We start from the raw sequence: 22,691 nt of genomic DNA on the forward strand, positions 1-22,691 counted from the left end.
CTTGATTTAATTTATCAAAGATACCACAACAGGTAAAAGTTTTCGATTGTAAAACTGGTAATCTACAAAATACAAATCTCCAAAGTCTTTTAATTTTGGAGGTTTTTTTATGATTCGAAACAACTTCTTTTTGATTACAATTTAATTTAATTCAAATACGACATGTTTAATATACTTTCGATTGTAAGTATATAAAATATGAATATTTCTGTCAGCGGTCTGGATAATTGCTGGATAACTGAATTCTCCTTCTTTTTGGTTTTCTAGATCAAATAATTTTCTCCAATGCATCCCATCTGTTGAATATTCGACATCTAATACATTTCGCCCATTAAACCAGTCTTTTCCCTGCTTTAATGGATTATTTACCAATAAAAAACCTTTTTTAGACACTGTCAAAGCATCAATGCCTGAGTTTGAATTTACAACATCCAGACTGTCAGTATGAATCCATTTTTCACCTTTATCTTTAGACCAGCTTGTAATCAGTTTATTATGCCTGCTTCTAAATAAAACCTGAATACTTTTATTAGAATGGACTAAAAATGCTGGCTGAATAATCTCGAAATTCTTGTTATTCTCAATCTCAATTTTAGACCACCTGCCCGTTGATTCAGTATATTTTTCTATATGTGCTCTCCACTTATTGTTTTCCGTACTTTCTGTACTACTGCCGCACAGAATTACTCCAGGAGTTATCTCAATAGGTTTATTTCTAATAGGTCCTAAAAAATTATCCGGCAAATATTTAGGATCGCTCCAAGTAACTCCATTATCATGAGATAATATCATGGCTCCAAACCATTCTCTCGGATTTTTTCCAATTTTATAGAACAAGTATAGACATTCGCTTTTACTTTTGAATAATACAGGATTCCAGCATGGTAACGTATCCCCTTGAATTATGGACGGTTTAATAATATTTTGAGGCGGAGACCATTTTTTTTCTTTATAAGTCGAATAATAAATACCTACATCTGCAGCACCTTCATGTTTTCCTCCAAACCATGCGGCCATAAGTACATTAGGTTTAATCTCTGCCAATGTTGCCGCGTGGCTATTGTTGGTAACTGGCTGATCTGTTATAAATTCGCTGCTAATATTATCTGCATTTGGCATCTTCTTTATCGATGCACAAGATACACATACCAGAACTAATAAAACTATCGAAAAGTTTGATTTTGGAACCCTCATTTATCGCAAAATTAATATTTAGTGATATGACTCCGTAAATAATACCATGTATTTTTTTCGCCACTGATTACACAAATTCTCACAGATTTCATTACTTTTTTTAAAAAAATCTGTGTAAATGTTTTTAATCTGTGGCTGATTCGATCTGTTTGGTATTAGTTAAGGATAGTCATATTTAGTGATTTAATTGTTAAACTATATATTTAAGATAGATTATGATTTGAAAAATCTGCACAACCAGTTCTAATTAAAATTCTGCTTTATTTGTGATAAAAAATATCCATAAAAAACAAAAAGAAGATCTTGTTTTTACGAATTTACAAGCAAGGAATCTCTTTATCTTTACTTAATACAACTTATTTATTTGTATTAAGTAAAGTATAGTTCTGCCTGATTGAGTTACTCCTCTTTTATGATTCCATCTATAACAGCATTTTGTTTGTTAAACTTAAAACTATAATTTGTTATCGTTTTATAATTTCGACCAATAACAAATTTAAAAAGGTGTTAGTTTGTTTTCACTATTTTTTCAAACCAAAAAAATTCTATTTAACAAATTAGTACTAATGAAAAATATAAATAGCAATTATTCCATAACGATTTGGAATATCCTTTAAACAAAAAGCATTAATCTTTATTTTAAGGTTAATGCTTTTGCTGTTTGCTTAAAAAATGAGGATCGTATTTTATATCTTCCTTTACAGATTACAATTAAGGAATATCAAAATATTAATCTTGACTAATAAAATAAAGTGGCTGGCTATAATTAGCTATAGCTGTCAAAGCATTATAAATATATTTAACTGCCAATTCTCCTCCCTTACTATTAATTAATTCTATATCGTCTTCGGGTGTATGATATTGCGGGTGTCCTCCAGTATGAAATCCTACAGCAGATATTGAAGATTTGTAAAAAGAAACATGATCTGACCCTCCTACATCTCCAGCGTGAACAACAGGATTTAGTCCGCTGTTTACACCTAAACTCTTCATTAAATCAACCCCTTCTGGAAAAGTTCCTGCACCACCCATATAGAGTTGTTTTTCACTATTTAGTCTTCCTACCATATCCATATTCAGCATTACTTTTACGTCTTTTTTGTCAACAGGCAAATGATTAACAAAATATCTCGATCCAAATAGTCCTTCCTCTTCTCCGCTAAAAGAAATAAAAATGATACTCCTCTTGGGCTTGTTATTTGACTTAGACAATTCTTCTAAAATACAAAGTAAAGCTGCAACTCCCGAAGCATTGTCATCTGCACCATTATGAATTGCGATGGTGTCTTTCTTTTTACTGCCTGATCCTTTTCCTCCCCATCCCCAATGATCATAATGCGCTCCTATTACTATAAATTCATTTTTCAGTTCTTTGTCAGTTCCCTCTAGATAACCAACTACATTCTGTGTCGTAACACTATCCGATTTTATCTTATTTATGCCTTCTTTCACAAATAATTTAAAAGATTGAAAGTAACTGCCACCGAATTTTTTAAGACCATATTTCTTAAAATATTTTTGAATATAAGCTGCTGCTGCATTGTTTCCTTTGGTTCCTGGAAAACGGCCTTCCAATTTATCCGATGACAAAAATTTATCATGCTTATAAAATGTGCTGCTGTTAATCGTATTTTGAGAATTTACAACAACACTAAAAGCTAGTGTAATCATTAAAAAAGAATTTCTTACTATACTTGTTTTCATTACTATTATTGAAATTTATTTTTTAAAACAATAGGTTTTCATTCCTAATACGAATCAATATTTGAAATAAAAACTACTAGTTAGGCTTACAGATTATTTACCCTTGGACTGTCCCACAAGAACTCCTGAAATATTCCAATGGTTTGAGCTTGAACCATAGTCTGGTCCTTGTTCTATAACAACTTCTAAAAGATGTTTCCCTTTTGACAATGTTGGAAGCGGAATAATGTAGGGTGGAGTTAATGTTCCTGGACACCAGTTAGAACGGCTTAAATCACTCGATGACAAACCATCAGGAAAATTACCCGATGCTGGGTTTGATAATCGATAGGTAGCACAATCGGTCCTCCAAGGAATAATTTTAAACATTTCTTTTCCATCAATCAGTATTTTATTCATTCGAGGTACAAATTCATCACCGCCATCCCAGCCTCCATGACCTGTTGTGGTATATAAAAGCTGTAAATTGCTGACATCAGCAGTAATTTCAAAATTAACCTTTAGCGTATCATTGGCAAAAAGGCTGCCGTAGTTTTGTCCCGACATTTCTAAAGTATTGACTGTAGAAAACAAAGGTGCTATATAGTTATTTTTTGGAATAATATCGTTTTTAGACATCTCCGGATAACAATCGAGTTCCAGACTTATTTTGTGACCTCCACTATCATAATTACCAATAAAAACACCAATCCAGATTTCATCTTCATCAGTAGGAATAAGAGAACTGACTTCTTCTTTATAAACTACATCTTTTGCCCAGTTATAATTATTTATTTTTCGTTTATCATTAAAATAATTAACTCCAAATGGCGTAAAAAAACTAAGTATTTCAATTGGTGGACTATATTCATTTTCCTTTACAATTCCTTGATATTGGCTGTTTTTTTTATCTCTATACACTGGAAGTTTTTCAATACCGTATAAATAAGCATCTAACAAAGAAGTTGTTTCTCCCTGCTTCTTTGAAGGAATAATAAAAACAGAACCTGTTCTGTCATAAGCATCACCATTAGACATGCATCTTAATTTTGCAAATACAGCAGCACTGTTTTTTAATTCGGGAGTGATTTTAATTTTTTTCAACACCACACTTCCTTTCGAAAAATGATAGACTTTACCGGTTTCAAGCTCTGATTCCTTAGGAATAATACGATTGGGATCAAAATTTAAAATTTCGTTATCGAAAATTTTTACGACTTTATACCTTGAATTTATTGCAATTTCTTCAAATTCTGATGCACTAACCTCTTGCGTTTTATCATCATAATTAAGCTGCGGAATATATTTGTTTTCTTTATTGACGGCACTTGCAGTAAGGGCATAATTTCCGTTAAAAACCAGTTGCAGCACAAGAGCATTCTTGTTTGGTAAATAACTGCTGTTTGGAGTTCCTTTTACAGAACTCTGCTCAGTAAACCAAACATCTATAGTATTTGAAAAATAAGAAAATCTAGCGTGTTTACATTTATAACCCAGTATTATTTGGTTATCATTATCAAATTTAGGTTTTGGCAGACTGTCAAATGGAATTATTTTCTTGAAAACAGTATTTCCATCCTTAATGGTACTGACATTATAATTATTTTTTAAATCAATGTATTGCTGTATATTATCAGTTGGTTTTGATAAAAAAACCATTTGGTTATACACATAGATTTCGGTGTTTCCGCCTGTTTTTTTTCCGTTTTCAAATTTATCATACTTAATTTTATACACCTCAGATTTGGTTTGAGCAGCTAGTATTAGAGAAAAAAACAACAATATGGCATTAAAAAATTTCATCATTTGTTTATAAATATTTTTTTTTTAACAAAAACTAAATTGGAAAAAATTTAAAAAAACAAAGGTAAGAATTACATCTTACCTCTGTTTTAACTAATAGAAATGTGAACTTTACAGCACTTTCTTAATTATTGATTTTTACTTAATATCCCAGAATATTTTTGTACTTAAATTATCATTTGCTTTAACAGCATTATAATTAACCGTATTATTAACACTCTCTGAAGTCGGATATGTCCAGCGTGTTGGCGGTGTTTTTCTCACACTGCTTGTTTCATCCTCTCGGAATGTTAAAGCTGGAAGCTTTAATCTTCTTTGTTCTGCCCAAGATTCATCGGCTTGCATTATATTGTAATGAATATACTTTTGAAAAGCAATCAACTGCAATTGAGCTGCAGGTGTTGTAGCTCCACCAAAGTTGATTTTAGTAATATAAGCTTCAATTTCTGCAGATGTAGGTGCTTGAGTCGGTTTCCACGTAAGAGCATCAGCTGTATCACCTAATCTTACATAATATTCAACAGATTGTCTGATCGCTTTTTCGAAATAATTTTTTGCAGTAGCAGCATTACCACTTCTTGAATAATACTCAGCAAGAATCAGGTTTACTTCAGCAGCATTAATCAATGTCCCAGGCAACCATTTATTTCTACTGATTACAGAACGATTATAGATTGCAATTTTACCCTCAGTTATTGATAGATCTTGATCTGCTGATGAAGCCACCGCTGGATCAAGTCCTTCATAAGTAGGAGCCACTATCACTACATTATTTTCTATATGTGTTCCCTTTTCAAACAGCCAAGGCTCACGAGGGTCTAGATTCGCATTCATGTGATCAATCATAGGCTTTGGAGCAATATTATTATTCCTATCTTCTAAAGCAGAAATAAATCCAGAAGTATTCAATCCTGTATCAGAATTTTGATTATAGACTCTGAATGCAATATTTTCTGAATTTTCATCAACTAGTTTTCCTTCAGCAATAATTGCAGCCATTTCAGTATTTGCTCTTGCTGTAAAAGCAGGAACGGCAGAAACTCTGTTCAACATTTTCAATCGCAAAGAATTGCAATAGTTTTTCCAACTTGTCAAGTTTCCTTTATTGATCAGATCTTGATTTTTGAATTCTGCATCTACTTTAAGAGACAAAGTAATTGAATTCAATTCGGTAGAAAAAGCTTTCAATTGATCCAACATCATGGTATAAAGCTCAGTCTGATTATCATACTTAGCCAATGCACTAGCGTAATCACCACCTGTTAAACTAATTTTACCCGCTTCGGAGAAAGGAATATCTCCAAAGTTATCAATCATTTTTTGAGTATGATCGAATAAATAAATAGTGGAAGCAATCGTAAAGATTCTGTTATCAGTCTGTTCTGCAGCAGGCAAAGAAGCCATCACTTTTTCCAGCTCCCTATATTGGGTAATGAACCTGTAATATCTATCCCATCTATAAACTGTAGCTGCACCTGGAATATAACGCCCAGTTATATTTGTAAATCCATGCCCCTGAGTAAAGGTTAGAGAAGTCGTTCTTAAAACGGTAAAATAGTTCCAATAGGACGGAATTACATCCTCATAGTTGATCTTCATGAAACCAGCAAACTGTTTAGGAACAGTTGTTGTTGTAACCTTAGAAGGATCTCTATAAGCATCCGCAAACTCGTCTTGCGAACAAGAACCAAAGAAAACAGCTATGCTTGCCAGTGATATATATAATAATTTTTTCATGTTATTTTTTTTAAAATTGTGTTTCATCAAATTAGAAAGATGCTCTCATCATTAATCCAAAACTTCTAGCAGATGGAGTCAATCCAGCATTGTTTACGTTTTGATCCCATCTAGTTCCCGCAACAGTTCCCTCGGCATCCATGTCTTTAATTGTTCTGTAGATATAAAATAAATTACGTCCAAAAGCTGAAAAAGTTAATTTAGTAGCACCAATCTTATTAGCCCAAGCAATTGGCATATTATAAGCAAATGATATTTCTCTCATTTTGATATAATCGTTTTTCACGATATACAATTCATAACGTGAGCTACTGTATTGAGGACCACCCCAGTTGTACGTCATATTATAATAACCTGCCTGAGAAATCACATTAGTATTTACTGCGCCATCAGCTGTAACACCATCCATCAACATACCATCACGGTATAATGTTTGCCCGCCTGGTCCTGCAGTTGCACTATTAGGAACTTGAACTCCTTGACCATTAGCATCCATATAATAAGTTAAACCTCCACGGTCATTAGTACTATAATTCAAACTCTCCTCGGTTAAACCTCTAGCAGACATCCAATTAAGACCTGTCGGCATTAAATAACCTCCGTAAGAATAATCAATATTGACATCCAAAGTAAAATCTTTATACGTAAACGAGTTCAATAATCCTCCTACACCTTTAGGTGTGGCAGTACCATATTTCTCCCATTTATTACCATCAATCATATAAAATCCGTCACTATCAACCATTTTATTACCATTAGCATCTGTCATAACAGGATGCGCATAAATCCCTCCCATTGGGTCACCCACTACTGATTTCAATTGAGCGGCAGACCCATCATAATCAGTGTGTAAATATTCGCTTGCACCGTTAGCTAATTTTTTAATTTTATTATTATTCTTTGCCCAGTTCAAAGTAATATTCCAAGAAAAATCATTTGTCAGTATTGGAGAACCTGTTAACGCGATTTCAATCCCTTGATTACTTAAATCCCCCACGTTAGAAAAAATAGAAGTGGCTCCTGTGGTAGGTGCCAATGACATTGGCAAAATTTGATCTTTAATTTTTGCATTGTAATAAGATAAATCCAATCCTAACCTTCTGTCAAAGAACTTAGTTTCGAAACCTAGCTCAACCTCATTTTTCATCTCCGGTTTAATACCCTCGTTTCCATAAGCCGCATTTGAAGTAGTAGTCAGTACTGGAGCATTTGTCCCCTGAGTTCCTAATGTAGTTTGATTAAAAGCCACATTAGACTGATAAATTTCAGGATAGTTACCCACAATTCCCCAGGAAGCACGTAATTTTGCATAACTGATTACTTCCGGCAATTTAACCGCTTCAGACAATACAAAAGAGGAGTTGACTGAAGGATAAGTAAAGGCATTATCATCAGGGTGCATTGTAGAAGTACGATCCTTTCTTATTGTTCCTTCAAGGAACAGGTAATTTTTATAGCTACCGTTCACAGTTCCGAATACAGCGTCTTTTAAAAGTAAAGATCTGCTAGAAGTACTTGTAATAAGCTTATTTGAAGAATTTATATCATACCAACCTTCAACACTTAAACCTCCATCTGTTGATCTCGACAAAGCAGAACCAGTTTCTTTAGTTGCATTGTACCCTGCTTGAGCTCCAACCTCAAAATCTTCATTGATTTTTTTATTGTAAATTAACATCACATCACCGTATAGAACATTATAATCATTTGAATTCATAGAAAAAGAACCAGATGCAATTCCATAAATCAAAGGTATTTCTACAGGTTCTTTAGCTTCAACATTTATGGATGTTAAATCAGTAGAAACACGTCCTCGCAATTTCAAATCTTTATAAAGCGTAAGTGTTTCGGTAATACTCGCAATCAAACGGTTTGTAATTTCATCATTTGATTTTTCATTTGTATTCCAAAAATAATCACCAATATCAGCTTTAAAACCGTTACGCTTGATATTTTCATCTGGAGTCGAACTATCTCCTGAACCAGTAACATATTTGTATCCTAAACTGGTTTTGTATTTAGCTTTGTACCAATCCCCATTATCAAAAGGGCTCATCATACCTGCAAAGTTATTTACCAATCGATCCATAAGAATGGCACGATTATGAGTATTTTGATTCATATAACTCACAATCACGTCTGTTTTCGAATATTTACCAGTATTAAATGATGCATTCAGGTTAAGTGTATTTTTTTTATTCATATTACCCATAGTCAAGGCTTGTGATTCATTGTGAGTATAAGATAAACGGATACTGCTATTTTCAGTATTGTTAGAAATAGCAATGTTTGTTGCACCATCCCAAGAATTTTGGAACATATTTTTGTATCCGTCCTTTTGAGCCGAATAAGGACGAACTACACCATCCCAAGACATAATAGGCTGCCCATCAAACCACATGCCAAAATTAGATTGACTTGCACCCGAAACACCTCTCGTTTCTTTGATACCATCACCATCAATATCATAATGAGCAAAACCATCTGGAAGGACAAATCCTGACGAAGCATAATTATTATTTGAATACCCAGGACCTCTTTCATATTGAAATCTTGGCAAGTATGCTATTTTATTCATTGAATAGCTAGTACTAAAATCTACACCTAAGCCTTTTTTTCCTTTACCTGATTTAGAGGTAATCAATACAACCCCATTTACAGCCTCAGAACCATATAATGCTGCAGCAGAAGCTCCTTTAAGGATAGAAATATTATCAATGTCTTCTGGATTAATATCTGCAAGTCCATTGTTTCTCATGCGGGAATCCCCCCAATAGTCATTATTTTTTGCTTCTCCATCACGGATTGGCACACCATCCAGAACGATAAGTGGATTCGTTTTACCTTTAATAGAGTTAAGCCCACGAATAGTGATATTGATTACACCATTACCTCCTGGCGAAGAATTAACACGAACTCCTGGTGCTTTACCATATAAAGAGTTTGCAATAGTAGGTGAACCTGTCTTAACGATTGCTTCAGACTTAATTACACTGGTAGCATAGCCTAAAGATTTCTTTGCTTTAGATTGTCCAAGTGCTGTTACAACAACCTCATTAAGATTTTGAGAAGATGATATCAATTTTACATTAAGAACAGCAGAACCTGTAAGTGTAACTTCCTTTGTTACATATCCTACGTAAGAAACTACTAATACCGCAGACAAATTTGGCACCTTAAGACTATAGGCTCCATCAAAATCTGCAGAAGCACCCGTTGAAGATCCTTTAACAACGATAGTGGTTCCTGGCAAAGGCATACCAGCACCATCTGTAATTTTACCTGTAACTGTTGTTTGAGCATTACCGCTATAGAAACTGAGCATGCAAAAAACAAACAGTAGTTTTAATACTTTTTGAATCATAAATTTAGTTTTTGGGTTAAAAAAGTTAACTGCCAACACTAACTGTTGGTTAATATTTAGTTAAATTTAACAACATTGAACCAATGAAAAACTAAATTTTCGACCAATGACTAACCAACCACGCTGTTCGTTAATTTTGCTATAATTTTTCACTAAAAAAACTCATTTCAACTATAATTATCAGTCAAATTGTTCTTAAGACATATAAATCACAATAATAACCGCTGATTAAGTAAAAAAACTATACTTAGCAAAATGTTAAAAGAATAAAATTTGTCTTTATTTGAGTTAAATATAAATTAACAAATAAAAAGAGAGGCTCTATCACCGGTTATGTGATACAGCCTCTCTTTTTATTTTTATAAATCCTATCAAAATATTGATATCAAATATTCATTCACAAGGATTAGTTTTACTGTTAAAATTTAATTTAAATATTATCAATAGTATTCAAACTAAATCAATTATTTAAGACACTGAAGCTTAACTTTTGTAAATCTGTCGAATTTCCTCCTACCATTACAACAAAGTTTCCAGGTTCGACAACCTCTTTCATTTCGCGGTTCCAAAGAGACAGCTCATTGGGAGTAATAGTAAAATCGACATGTTTAGTTTCACCTTTCTTTATAAATAATCTTTTGAAACCTTTTAATGTTTTTTCTGGAGTTGTTACACTACTGTAAACATCATTAATATACAACTGAACAACCTCATCACCATCAAAATTTCCGACGTTTTTCACATCAATACTTACCTTCAATTCTTCGTTTGTCTTTATTTCAGCCGAACTGATAGCTAAATTCGAATATTCGAACTTTGTATAACTCAAACCATATCCAAAAGTATATAAAGGATTTTCACTTTCGCTGACATATCTATGAATAGCAGATCGTTTCTGATTGTAATAAATAGGAAGCTGTCCGACAGATTTAGGAAAGGTAATTGGCAGTCTTCCTCCTGGATTGTAATTTCCAAATAAAACATCGGCTACTGCCTTTCCTCCTGCTTCACCAGGAAACCAGCCTTCAACAATTGCAGGAATATTGTCGTTGATCCAGTTTACCGAAAGCGGACGGCCATTTAACAGTACACAAACTACAGGAGTTCCTGTTTTCTGAATTGCCTCAATAAGTTCTTGCTGCATTCCGTGTAAATCTAAAGATGCAACATCTCTGTTTTCTTCTACCAATTCATTAGATTCACCTAACACCACAATAGCAACATCCGCTTTTTTAGCAATATCTATCGCTGGCTGAAAATTTACTTTTTCTAAATTCCAGCGCAAGTGAGCTCTGGCTCCCCAGCCACCTTCCCACATTTCGATGCGGACTTTGTATTTTTTTCCTGCTTCGATATTCTTTGGAGTCGTAACTATACTAGTTGCTCCTTTTGTCCAATTATCAATAACTAGCTGATCATCGATCCACATTCTGATTCCATCATCAGAACTTAGGCCTAACCAGCCGTCAAACGACTTTTCCGATTTTATATAACCTGTCCAGCGAATAGAGAAATCATCATCTGTAACCCCATCACCCGGAGACCAAGGCCAGTCAAATTCTAATTGCTTATCGGTGCGGGTTAATGCTGGAACTCCTTCAACATTTCTGTTGTTGAAATATTCCCCTTTTAAACCATTTTGTGATTCGTCTGGTGTAAATAAAAATTTCGACGGAATAATTTGTCCTTTTACAATTAAGGGAACTCCTTCTTCATAAAGCACATTTGTTTTAGTGCCAACCACTTCTTTAATTCCTTCTAGAACGGTTTTCCCCACTTTGTTATGAACTGAATATCCTCCCAATCTTGACACATCAGCATTGGGTCCGATAACGGCAATTGTTTGAATGTCTTTTTTTAAAGGTAAAATACTATTGTCGTTTTTTAATAAAACAATAGATTTAAGACCAGCTTCCAAAGCAATATCCTGATTTTCTTTGGTATGAAAACGCTCTTTGATTAAATGGTCTGCCGTATACGGGTTTTCGAATAGTCCCAATAAAAATTTAAGACGCAGCACACCACCAGCTGCACGGTCAATATCTTCCATTGATAATTTCTTTTCATTCACTAATTCGATAACTGTTTTTTGCCAAAACTCATTTGTAAAATCATAAAACTGCATATCGACACCAGCCAAAACGGCTTGTCTGATACTTTCTTTTGGAGAATCTGTTACATGATGCGTGGTTTGAAGGTATTTAATAGCCCCTAAATCGGAGACTACAATTCCTTTAAAACCCCATTCTTCTCTCAAAACATCTGTCAATAACCAGCGATTTGCAGCACAAGGAATGCCGTCTAATTCTGAATACGCACACATTGTTCCTAAAGCACCGCCTTTTGTAAATGCTTTTTGAAACGATGGAAGATGATCTTCACGAGCCGAACGTTCTCCCACCAAAATTGGCGAAGAATTTCCTCCAGCCTGTGGAATACCGTGAACTGCAAAGTGTTTTGGTTCTGCAATTATAGATCGGTCTGATTTTAAATCATCGCCCTGCATCCCTTTTATAAATGCCAAACCAATTTCACTGTTTAAATACGCATCTTCCCCAAAAGTTTCAGCAACTCTTCCCCAGCGTGGTTCACGGCCTAAATCTAAATTTGGGCCTAAACCAAAATGTACCCCGTGTGCTCTGGCTTCGGTAGCAATTACTCTCCCAACCCTATCCATCACGTTAGTGTCCCAGGTTGCACCTAAACCAATGTTCATTGGAAAAGCCGTACTTCCGTCATCTAGATAACCATGAAGCATCTCGCACATAATAAGAGCTGGAATCCCCCATTTATTGCTTTTAATTACCTCTTTTTGAAGATCATTAATCATTTTAGCCGATCTTGGATAAATATCGTGAATGGCTCCTATTCCTAGATTACCGGCTTTAGTTTTGGTTTTGGTCTTTGAAAAATCTTCGCCTTCCTTAAAAAATTCGCCTTTATACATATCCATCTGGCGTACTTTTTCCTCAAGAGTCATTCGGCTTAATAAATCTTTCAAACGCTCTTCGACTGGTAATCCAGCATTTTGATAGGGATATTTATTCTGTGCCGAAATCGGGTTAAAAAACCCTAGGAAAACAGCTAAAACAATCGCTTTCTTTTTTAATATTAATCGTAACATAAGTTGTGGTTGTTTTTTAATTTTGAATCACTTTTAGCGCAGTTCCATTTACAAAATCATCATGAGTGATAAAAAAACTGTTATGGTCTTTCCCTTCTAATTGGATCTTTTTAATTTTCCCGCCATTATTGATTTCACGTTCAATTACGATACTTTTATTTTTATAATACCTTGAATCTAATTGAATGGTTATTTTATCAAACATTGGTGTTGTAATCGTGTATATTGGATTACCAGGAGCGATTGGGTAAATTCCCATCATTGAGTATACCAGCCATGCAGACATTGTTCCAGTATCGTCATTTCCAGGTAATCCTTTTGGTTTATTCTGAAAATATTCTTTCACTAATTTTTTTACCAATTCCTGACTTCTCCATTCCTCACCTTTTATGTAATTAAACAAATAAGGGTACGCAATATCAGGTTCATTTGCCATATCAAATTGTTTTACATCAAAAAGTTTTTGCAATTGACTGGTAAAGTTTTTTTCTCCTCCCATCAATTTTATAAGTCCTTTGATATCGTGGGGCATCATGAAAGAATATTGCCATGCATTACCTTCGATAAAGCCAATATTTTCTTCGAAATTAGCTCCGGACAAAGGATCAAACGGCTCATAAAAACTGCCGTTTTCGGTTCTTGGATGGAGCATTTTCAATTCTTTATCATATAATTTTCTGTATGATAATGAGCGGTTTTTAAATCGTTCTTCGTCTTCTTTTTTTCCTAATGCTTTCGCTAAAAGTGAAATCGAATAATCCGAAGCATTATATTCCTGAGTTGTAGAAACAGAACCTCTGTCTTTGGTCGTTACAAACCCTTTTTGAATGTAATCCTGAAGTCCGGGACGCAGAGGATTATTTCCAATCTGGTCAGCTCCTTTCAGCATGGCTTGGTAAGCTTTTTGCACATCAAAATCCCTAATTCCTTTTAGATAAGTATCTGCAATGACAATACTTGCAGGGTCGCCGACCATCGTAAATGTTTCTGTCGAATTTAATTCCCACTTGGGGAGCCAGCCATTTTCATCATACATCTGAAGCATGCTTTTTACCATATCTGACTGCTGTTTTGGATACACCAAAGACATGAGCTGATGTAAATTTCTATACGTATCCCAAAGTGAAAAAACAGTGTAGCGGGTTCCTGCTGTTTTACCTATTTTTCCCGTTTTTATTTCAGGATATTCACCATTACTATCATTTAAAGTATTTGGATGAATTAACGTATGATACAATGCCGTGTAAAAAACTGTCTTTTCTTCTTTTGAACCTCCTTCGACTAAAATCTTCGAAAGTTCCTGATTCCATTCGTTATAGGTATCTTTATAAACGGTATCAAATGATTTGTTTCCAGTCTCTTTTTCTAAATTTTCTCTGGCATTTTCGATACTTACATACGAAACGCCAATTTTAACTTCGACAGTTTCTTCTTTATCAAAATGATACGTAAAATAAGTCCCAATGCTGTCGCCAACGACCATTTTGGTATTATTTTCCATCAATCTGGTTTTCCCGTTATAGGTCATCCATTGTGCCTCGACTCCATTGTATTTTGAATGTTTTTTCCATACTCCAAACTTTGCTGCGGGTTTAGAAAACTTGGCAGCAAAATATACCGGATAAGCAGCTTCCGGGCTGTTGTAACAGAAAGAACCAACGCTGCGCATTCCTTCAACTTCAGTTGATGAAACTATTTGTACCATCGCGCCTTCTTCATTTGTTAAACCCAAACCAAGATTTAATAAAATATTAGACTGCCCTTTTGGAAACGTAAATCTGCTTACACCCACTCTTTTCGAAGCGGTAAATTCAGCTTTAACATTGTATTTATCAATTTTTGAACTGTAATAAGCCGTTTTTGCCACTTCCTCAGAATAAGCCGAACCATATTTTAAATGATCCGTTTCAACATTACCGGTTGTAGGCATTAATAATATAACACCTAATTCTGGACAGCCTACCCCGCTTAAATTTACCTGAGAAAAACCAGTTAAAAAGGTATTCTCATTTACATACGGGTTGGAGAGCCAGCGGCTGTCTTTCTCTAATGGTAAATTTTTAGAGCCAGCTACATTAAACGGACTAATACTCGCCATTCCTCTTGGAGCAATTGGACCGGGAAAAGCTGCACCATAATTTGAAGTTCCAATAAATGGGTTTACGTAATCTGCAGGCTGTTGCGCATAAATAGCTGCATTACTAAAAAACAGCATGGCTATACATGCTGTTTGTATTATAATCCTTTTATTTAAAACCATACCTTTACTTTTATCTGTTTACAGCTTCAATTTTTAATGTCCAAGCTTCTTTTGCCGGCAGGTTATTTCTTAAGCTTTCTGGAATTATGACTTTAAATCCTTCAGCTTCTTTTGTCCATTTTAATGCCGTTGTAGAACCTAGCATCGTAATCTTAGTTCCTTTTTTGGGACTGATAGATTTTACCGTAAGTTCTGCTGGTATTTTATCTTCTCCATCTTTAGCCATATAAAACAAGAACACATTTCCAGCTTTATTTTGGGTCATGCAAATGTTGTTTTCTTTGTACGGTGCAATGGGTGCTGTGTTATAAATTGCTGTACTGTTTACTTTCATCCAATCGCCATAAGCCTTTAATAGATCGTACGCTCCCTGCTGCCAATCCCCTTCTGGACTTGGCGCTACATTCAGCAATAAATTGCCGCCTTTTGCAACAACATCAATAAGCATATGGATTCCTTGTCTGCCAGTTAAATAAGTAGCATCCGGAGTATAAGACCATCCTCCGCCAGAAGTAATACAAGATTCCCAAGGATAAGGCAGCGTTTTTTCTGGCACTCTGTTTTCGGGTGTTAAGTAGTTTTGATTTTTACCGTGAACTGCTCTGTCAACAACAATTAATCCTGGCTGTTTCTGACGGGCTTTTACAACCAGCTCATCCATTTTTGGATCTTGATTTACAACTCTGTGTTTGATAAAGCCATTTTTCGCTTCGTTTTCGGCAAACTTTTCATCATAGTTTTCTTTGATATTTTGTTGGTCTCTTTTTTTAACCCATCCACCATCTAACCATAAAATATCAATTTTACCGTAATCTGATAATAATTCTAAAATTTGATTGTGTGTAAAATCAACATATTTCTGCCATTTTTCTGGATAAAGTGCTGGATCGTAATTTACATTTCTATCAAAAGCCGGAAAATAAGGATCCCAATAATTTTCATTATGCCAATCTGGTTTAGAGAAATAAGCTCCAACGGATAAATTTTCATTTCTAAAAGCATTAAAAACTTCTTTGGCAATATTCGCTTTTGGATTAGTACTAAAAGGAACATCTTTATTAGTTACTTTATAATCCGAATATTTGGTATCAAACATGTTGAAACCATCATGATGTTTGGTGGTAAAAACCATGTATTTCATTCCTGCATATTTCGCCGCTTTTGCCCATTTTGCAGGATCAAATTTTACTGGATTAAATGTTTTTATCAATCCTTCATAATCCTTTACATACTGATTATAATTAGCTGGATTGCTTCCTTTTTTTCGTTCGCACCATCCATAATCTTCCGGGCAGATAGACCAGGATTCAACAATTCCCCATTGGCTGTAAGTTCCCCAGTGCATCAGCAGTCCAAATTTTTCGCCTTGCCATACATCCAAATTTTTTAATACTAACGGATCCGTTTCCGACACATATCTTTCGTCTTCATAAATCGCTTGTGAAAATAACTGCACCGAAAATAACAGGGCTAAAATTGCTATTCTTTTTTTCATTGTTCTCTCTCCTTTATATTTAAATTCTTTTACTTATTTCTATTCATTTCATTACTCAAAGAATAAGGAACATTTTCTGGCTTACCAGCCCAGTCTCTATTTGGTTTGTCTCCCAATTGAAATTCTAATTTTCCTCCATTTTGAATGGTTTCAAAAGTGATAAAACTATTAGAATATGCTTTTTTATTAAGGCTTGCCGACTGTATGTAGAAATTGCTTTTTGAATTGTCCTTCGAATTTATTTCAAACACATTTCCGTTTTCTAAATGTATTGTTGCTTTCTTAAATAAAGGGCTTCCAATAACATATTGATTAACACCCGGAGTAACAGGATAAAACCCTAAAGCACTAAAAACATACCAAGCGGAAGTTTGTCCATTATCTTCATCGCCACAATAACCATCTGGCGTTGGCTTATACAATTTTGTTAACACTTCCCTTATTTTCTCTTGTGCTTTATAAGACTTATTGGCATAATTATACAAATAAATCATGTGTTGTATGGGTTGATTTCCATGGGCATAATTCCCCATGTCTGCTACCTGCATTTCTCTAATTTCATGAATAGTCTGACCATAATACGAATCATCAAAATTTGGTGGCATTAGGAATACTTCATCCAATTTTGAAGCAAATTTTTCTTTTCCTCCCATCAAATCGATTAGCCCTTGAACATCATGAAAAACAGACCAAGTGTAGTGTAAACTATTCCCCTCAGTAAATGCATCGCCCCATTTTAAAGGATTAAAAGGCGTTTGAAAATCACCTTCCTTATTTTTTCCTCTCATAAAATGCGTTGAGGAATCAAATACATTTTTATAATTCATTGATTTTTTAAAATACGCTGCAGCGATTTCTTTATCACCTAATTTCTCGGCCATTTTGGCTATCGTAAAATCGGCGTAAGCATATTCTAATGTTCTTGCCACATTTTCATTAACACCAACATTATAAGGAACATAACCTAAACTATTATAATAATTAAGCCCTTCACGGCCAACAGAACTTACAGGCCTGCCTTCTTGAACAGTCGCATTTTTTAGAACAGCTTCAAATAATACCTTTGTATCCTTATTTTCTCCGCCTTTTAAAAAAGCATCTGCAATAATTGGAGCCGAATTAGAACCGACCATACAATCTCTATGTCCAGGACTAGCCCATTCTGGCAGCCAGCCGGATTCTTTATACGTATTGGCGAGACCTTCCATAATATGGCTGTTCAATTCGGGATACATCATATTAAAAAATGGATAAACGGCTCTGAAAGTGTCCCAAAAACCATTATCGGTAAACATATAACCCGGAACAGTCTTCCCATTGTAAGGACTATAATGTACCACTTCATTATGCTTATCAAACTCATAAAATTTTCTTGGAAAAAGTAAAACTCTGTATAAGCAGGAATAAAATGTTCTGATATTATCTATATTATCATCTTCTATTTTTATTTTGCATAATTCTTTTTCCCAAATCTGCTTGGCTTTTTCTTTAGTCTGCTCAAAAGTATCTGTGCCAATTTCCGCTGCTAAATTTAGTGCTGCCTGTTCAGGACTTATAAAGGAAGACGCAACTTTTACATGAACTGCTTCTCCTTTTTTGGTTTTAAAACCAATTATAGCCCCAACATGTTTTCCTTCACTGGAAACGGAATTTTTTATTAATTGCCAACCGTCATTCCAAGTGTGATTTATTTCAAAATCTTTATCAAATTCGGCAACAAAATAATTATGAAAATTATCTGGAACACCACCACTATTATTTCTGCAATAGCCAATAATTTTACGTTCTTCGGGTATAATTTTTACCATCGAACCTTTAAAAAAAGCATCAAGCATTATATATGAAGTTTCGGATTCTGGAAATGTAAACTTAAATTGTGCCGCTCTCTCTGTAGGAGCAACTTCGACTGTAACATCATAATCTGCTAAATAAACAGCATAATAATACGGATGTACAATTTCAGCTTTATGAGAAAACCAAGATTCCCGCTCGTCTTCCTTAAACTTTAATTTACCCGTTACAGCCATTAATGAAAATGCTGCATAATCATTAATCCAAGGACTTGGCTGATGTGTTTGTTTAATTCCTCTAATTTTTTTTGCATTATAATTATATGTCCAGCCATCACCCATTTTTGAAGTCATTGGTGTCCAGAAATTCATACCCCAAGGAGCTGCGATAACAGGATACGTATTCCCATTAGATAAAGAAAAGTCAGAATCAGTTCCCATTAAAGGATTGACTAAATCAACTAGATTATTAGTTTCGAAACTATTTTCATTCTTACCTTTTTGCTTAATTTGACTGAATGAAACACATCCTAGCATAAGAAAAAAAAGAAGAAATTTAATTGTTTTCATCATGATGATTTTTTAATTATTCTCTATTACTTGTCCTTTATCTCCATAAAGCGCCACTTCGCCCTCTAGCTGTAATGCGATTACGGTAACCTCTGTATCTTGAACTTCCTCAGGTAAATCAATATACAATAAGCCTGGCACTTCGCTCCAATATTGTTTTCCTACTACATTTGTCGTTAATTTTGTGCCATTACCAACCACCCAGGCTCTGTTGACTTTATTTTTCAATCCTTTTATTAAAAGAGGTCCATTAGGTTTATTATCAACGTATAAATACAATATAGTTTTATCTTTAGATAGTGCGGTATAACCATTAAAATATCCAAAAGGGATTCCTGCTCTAGTGCCATATACAGCTTCTGCATGTTTATTTGTCCATCTGCCAATTCCTTTTAAAACAGCCACTTGTTCCTCTGGAATAGTGCCATCTGGTTTAGGTCCAATATCCAGAAGTAAATTGCCTCCCATACTAATACAATCAACAAAAATTCGAATAAGCTGATTAACACTTTTGTAATTTTTATCATTGGGCTGATATCCCCAAGAATTGTTCATTGTCATACATAATTCCCAATAATTATTATCTGGTTTAACTATGGGAACACCTTGCTCGGGAGTGGCATAATCGCCATAACCCTGCAATCTAGAATTGATTATGGTATTAGGTGTTTTTTGCAACAACAATTCTCGGATTTCTTTAGCTTTCCACTTCTCAGCAGATTGTTCCCAATCGCCGTCAAACCAATATAAATCGGGATTGAATTTTGTTAACTCTTCTAATTGTCCAAAATTGAATTTAGTAAATGCATTCCACTTGGTATCGTCATTAGTATAGCGTTTTTGGTCTCTCAAAAAATTAGGATAATCTGGATTTGACCAATCAAGCAATGAATAATAAAGTCCAATCTTTAAATTTTGCTTACGAGCTACATTTACAAACGGCGTAATTAAATCTCTCTTTGCTTTCGTTTTTTTTACAACATTTAAATCGCTTTGTTTAGTGTCCCAAAGTGCAACACCATCATGATGTTTTGTCGTAATTACAGTGTATTTAGCACCACTTTCTTTAATAAGCTGTGCCCATTGCTCGGGATCGTAATTCTTTGCTGTAAATCCATCTAACTGCTTCATATAATCAGTATAGGAAATGTATTTATTATAAAAAGACCATGACTCATCTATACCATTGACGGAGTAAATACCCCAATGAATAAAAACACCTAATTTAGCATCTTTAAACCACTCCATCCGATCTTCATTTGTCCCCTTTTTTTCTTGTCCAATCGTTTGAATTACTGCCAAAAAAAATAAGACTACTGCTATTTTAATTTTTTTCATAAGTGTAATTGTTAATTCACTACGATTTCATCAACAAATAACCAAGTACCGCCTCCGCTTGGCGCTTTTCCTAAATTTGTGGCAATTACTTTTATAAACCTTGCCTTTTTTGTGTCAAAACTCACTTTAAAATCTTTCAATTCTGTATTTATATTTGAAGCAAATGCTCGTTCTGTTTTTGCGGTTTCTTTATAATTAATCCCATCATCAGAAACATACACTGTAACGGCTGTCGGGAAATAAATACCCGAACCCTGACTCTCTAAACTGCCCAAGATAACGTGTTCTATGTCCTGCTTAATTCCTAAATCTATCACTGCTTCCATATCGTTATTAAGCCAAGCCTGCCATTGTCCGTCATGAAAGTTTTTTGTTCCTCTGATGATATTAACGAGACTTAAATCACCATCTCCTTTATAATTTTCATTAAATGGAGTTTTAAATTGTATTGCACTTCCTGATGCTTTATGAAACGTAATAGTATCTGTAAAAGTTTTACCTATCGGCTGATTGTCTTTGAACAATGAGGCTTTTATAACCGTAGTTTTGTCTATTTGAATAGCTCCTTGGTATTTTACTGCACTTTGAGTAATCTCCTGATCTCCCAACACATATCGAATATCTGGTTTGGAGAATTCATTCTGCAGGCTTATTGATACTTTTTTGCTTGCAATATCTACTTTGCTTGAAGCCGCTATTAAGTAGGCACTTTTCGCATAATTGATTCCTAAATAATCATAACGCTGAAACAAAGGATTAATTCGAGATGAGAAATCATCCCAGTTACGAGACTCTTTTGTACTCCATAACGTTTCTGAAAAAGCGGCTAATCTTGGAAAAAGCATGTATTCTGAAAGTGCATCAGTATTAATAAATTCTGCCCATAAATTAGCGTGGCCTCCTAATATGTGTTTTGCAGTTTCTGAACTCATCGCATCGGCAATTGGGTCGAATTCATATACGGTATGCAAAGGCAAAAATGCATTGAAAGCTGTAGGTTCATCATTTTGTGGCCCTTGGTAAAAATTAAAATAGCAGTGAGATTCCGGTGTCATAATAACATCGTGTTTTTGTTCCGCAGCTTCTATTCCGCCTTTTGTTCCTCTCCAGCTCATTACAGTTGCTTCCGGAGCCAGACCCCCTTCCAGGATTTCATCCCAGCCAATCATTTTTTTACCTTTCGAATTGATGTATTTTTCTATTCTTTTTACAAAATAGCTTTGCAGTTCATTTACATCTTTTAAACCTTCAGCCTGAATTCTTTTTTGACAATAGGGACACGTTTTCCAATGATCTTTGGTTGCTTCATCTCCGCCAATATGAATGTATTTTGATGGAAAAACAGCAATAACTTCGTCTATAACATTTTCTAAAAATTCAAAAGTACTTTCCTTTCCTGCGCAGAAAATATCGGTAATAGGCCAAACACCGCCAGAAGGCACTGCGATTGGTTTTTCGACACAAGATAAAAACGGATAAGCTGCAATTGCCGAACTTACGTGTGCCGGCATTTCGATTTCGGGAATGATCTCAACATTTTTAATTACTGCATAAGCCACAATTTCTTTCAGTTCTTTCTGTGTCAGGAAGCCTCCATATGTTCCTTTTTGGTTCGGATCATTAACGGCTCTTGCGTTCCATGCTTTATCTTCCTGATCGACTCTCCATGCACCAACTTCAGTCAGCTTAGGGTATTTTTTAATTTCCATTCTCCAGCCTTGATCATCGACCATGTGCAAACGCAAAACATTCATTTTGTGCATTGCTAAACGGTCTATCGTCTTTAGGATGTACTCCTTTCCAAAAAAATGACGGGATAAATCCAGCATTAAACCTCTTTGTTCAAAGCGGGGCTTGTCTTTTATTTCTATCGCAGGAATTATCCATTCTGTATTAGCAATAACTGTTTTGCTTTCTATAGCCACAGGAAGTAATTGACGCAACGTTTCTAGCGCGTACATAAAACCAGCACTGTTTTTTGCCGTAATAATTACATTGTTTTTGGATGCTTTTAATTCGTAGGCTTCGTTCTCAAAACTAGTATTGACAACAAATTGCACATAATTGCTTTTTGGAGCTTTAGACGTAATTTGTAATTTGAATCCCGCCGCTTTTTCGAATTTAGAGATAAATGAATTTGCACTTTCCTTTTGAGATTTATCAGTAATTACCAATTTTGTTTTTTCTGAAAATTCAAATACTCCTGCTACAATTTTTAACGAGGCAGGTTTCGGAATGATCTGAATATCTTTATCTGTAAATACTTTTTGTGCAAAACAAAAATTACATACAAATGCTGTAATCACAAGTATGATAGAGGATAACTTCTTCAT

Annotated in this window: 11 protein-coding genes; all 11 read right to left on the reverse strand. The window is 34.6% G+C overall.

What is annotated here, in order from left to right:
• Positions 1-141: 141 nt before the first annotated feature.
• The 11 genes from IRZ80_RS16120 to IRZ80_RS16170 all read right to left on the reverse strand — a co-directional run bounded on the left by IRZ80_RS16120 (position 142) and on the right by IRZ80_RS16170 (position 22,691).
• Positions 142-1,194 carry a sialidase family protein gene (locus tag IRZ80_RS16120; protein WP_194642605.1) on the reverse strand — a complete coding sequence of 351 codons (1,053 nt, stop codon included), beginning with the start codon at positions 1,192-1,194 and terminating at the stop codon, positions 142-144.
• 729 nt (positions 1,195-1,923) lie between these two features.
• A complete protein-coding gene (locus IRZ80_RS16125; RefSeq protein ID WP_194642606.1) occupies positions 1,924-2,898 on the reverse strand; it encodes a M20/M25/M40 family metallo-hydrolase in 975 nt (324 codons plus the stop codon).
• Between the two features lie 93 nt (positions 2,899-2,991).
• The gene (locus IRZ80_RS16130) at positions 2,992-4,683 is read right to left on the reverse strand and encodes a PNGase F N-terminal domain-containing protein (RefSeq protein ID WP_194642607.1); all 1,692 of its coding nucleotides are present in this window, start codon (positions 4,681-4,683) and stop codon (positions 2,992-2,994) included.
• A gap of 135 nt (positions 4,684-4,818) precedes the next feature.
• On the reverse strand, positions 4,819-6,417 hold the full coding sequence (locus IRZ80_RS16135) for a SusD/RagB family nutrient-binding outer membrane lipoprotein (RefSeq protein ID WP_194642608.1): 1,599 nt from the start codon (positions 6,415-6,417) through the stop codon (positions 4,819-4,821).
• A 31-nt stretch (positions 6,418-6,448) separates the two neighbouring features.
• Positions 6,449-9,781 carry a SusC/RagA family TonB-linked outer membrane protein gene (locus IRZ80_RS16140; RefSeq protein WP_194642609.1) on the reverse strand — a complete coding sequence of 1,111 codons (3,333 nt, stop codon included), beginning with the start codon at positions 9,779-9,781 and terminating at the stop codon, positions 6,449-6,451.
• A gap of 460 nt (positions 9,782-10,241) precedes the next feature.
• Positions 10,242-12,905, reverse strand: coding sequence for a glycoside hydrolase family 3 N-terminal domain-containing protein (locus IRZ80_RS16145; protein WP_194642610.1), 2,664 nt, complete (start codon positions 12,903-12,905; stop codon positions 10,242-10,244).
• 16 nt (positions 12,906-12,921) lie between these two features.
• Entirely contained in the window at positions 12,922-15,165 is a 2,244-nt protein-coding gene (locus IRZ80_RS16150; protein ID WP_194642611.1) for a GH92 family glycosyl hydrolase, read from the reverse strand.
• 10 nt (positions 15,166-15,175) lie between these two features.
• Positions 15,176-16,660, reverse strand: coding sequence for an alpha-L-fucosidase (locus IRZ80_RS16155; RefSeq protein WP_194642612.1), 1,485 nt, complete (start codon positions 16,658-16,660; stop codon positions 15,176-15,178).
• A gap of 29 nt (positions 16,661-16,689) precedes the next feature.
• Positions 16,690-19,023 carry a GH92 family glycosyl hydrolase gene (locus IRZ80_RS16160; RefSeq protein WP_194642613.1) on the reverse strand — a complete coding sequence of 778 codons (2,334 nt, stop codon included), beginning with the start codon at positions 19,021-19,023 and terminating at the stop codon, positions 16,690-16,692.
• A gap of 9 nt (positions 19,024-19,032) precedes the next feature.
• Positions 19,033-20,358, reverse strand: coding sequence for an alpha-L-fucosidase (locus tag IRZ80_RS16165; RefSeq protein ID WP_194642614.1), 1,326 nt, complete (start codon positions 20,356-20,358; stop codon positions 19,033-19,035).
• An 11-nt stretch (positions 20,359-20,369) separates the two neighbouring features.
• On the reverse strand, positions 20,370-22,691 hold the full coding sequence (locus IRZ80_RS16170) for a family 20 glycosylhydrolase (protein WP_194642615.1): 2,322 nt from the start codon (positions 22,689-22,691) through the stop codon (positions 20,370-20,372).

The sequence above is a fragment of the Flavobacterium sp. HJJ genome, assembly GCF_015351475.1.
Classification (GTDB): Bacteria; Bacteroidota; Bacteroidia; order Flavobacteriales; family Flavobacteriaceae; genus Flavobacterium; species Flavobacterium marginilacus.

Excerpts from the sequence above, each read along its gene's own strand:
- IRZ80_RS16150 (WP_194642611.1), bottom strand. The coding sequence starts at position 15,165 with ATGGTTTTAAATAAAAGGATTATAATACAAACAGCATGTATAGCCATG.
- IRZ80_RS16145 (WP_194642610.1), bottom strand. The coding sequence starts at position 12,905 with ATGTTACGATTAATATTAAAAAAGAAAGCGATTGTTTTAGCTGTTTTC.
- IRZ80_RS16155 (WP_194642612.1), bottom strand. The coding sequence starts at position 16,660 with ATGAAAAAAAGAATAGCAATTTTAGCCCTGTTATTTTCGGTGCAGTTA.
- IRZ80_RS16135 (WP_194642608.1), bottom strand. The coding sequence starts at position 6,417 with ATGAAAAAATTATTATATATATCACTGGCAAGCATAGCTGTTTTCTTT.
- IRZ80_RS16125 (WP_194642606.1), bottom strand. The coding sequence starts at position 2,898 with ATGAAAACAAGTATAGTAAGAAATTCTTTTTTAATGATTACACTAGCT.
- IRZ80_RS16130 (WP_194642607.1), bottom strand. The coding sequence starts at position 4,683 with ATGATGAAATTTTTTAATGCCATATTGTTGTTTTTTTCTCTAATACTA.
- IRZ80_RS16165 (WP_194642614.1), bottom strand. The coding sequence starts at position 20,358 with ATGAAAAAAATTAAAATAGCAGTAGTCTTATTTTTTTTGGCAGTAATT.
- IRZ80_RS16120 (WP_194642605.1), bottom strand. The coding sequence starts at position 1,194 with ATGAGGGTTCCAAAATCAAACTTTTCGATAGTTTTATTAGTTCTGGTA.
- IRZ80_RS16170 (WP_194642615.1), bottom strand. The coding sequence starts at position 22,691 with ATGAAGAAGTTATCCTCTATCATACTTGTGATTACAGCATTTGTATGT.
- IRZ80_RS16160 (WP_194642613.1), bottom strand. The coding sequence starts at position 19,023 with ATGATGAAAACAATTAAATTTCTTCTTTTTTTTCTTATGCTAGGATGT.
- IRZ80_RS16140 (WP_194642609.1), bottom strand. The coding sequence starts at position 9,781 with ATGATTCAAAAAGTATTAAAACTACTGTTTGTTTTTTGCATGCTCAGT.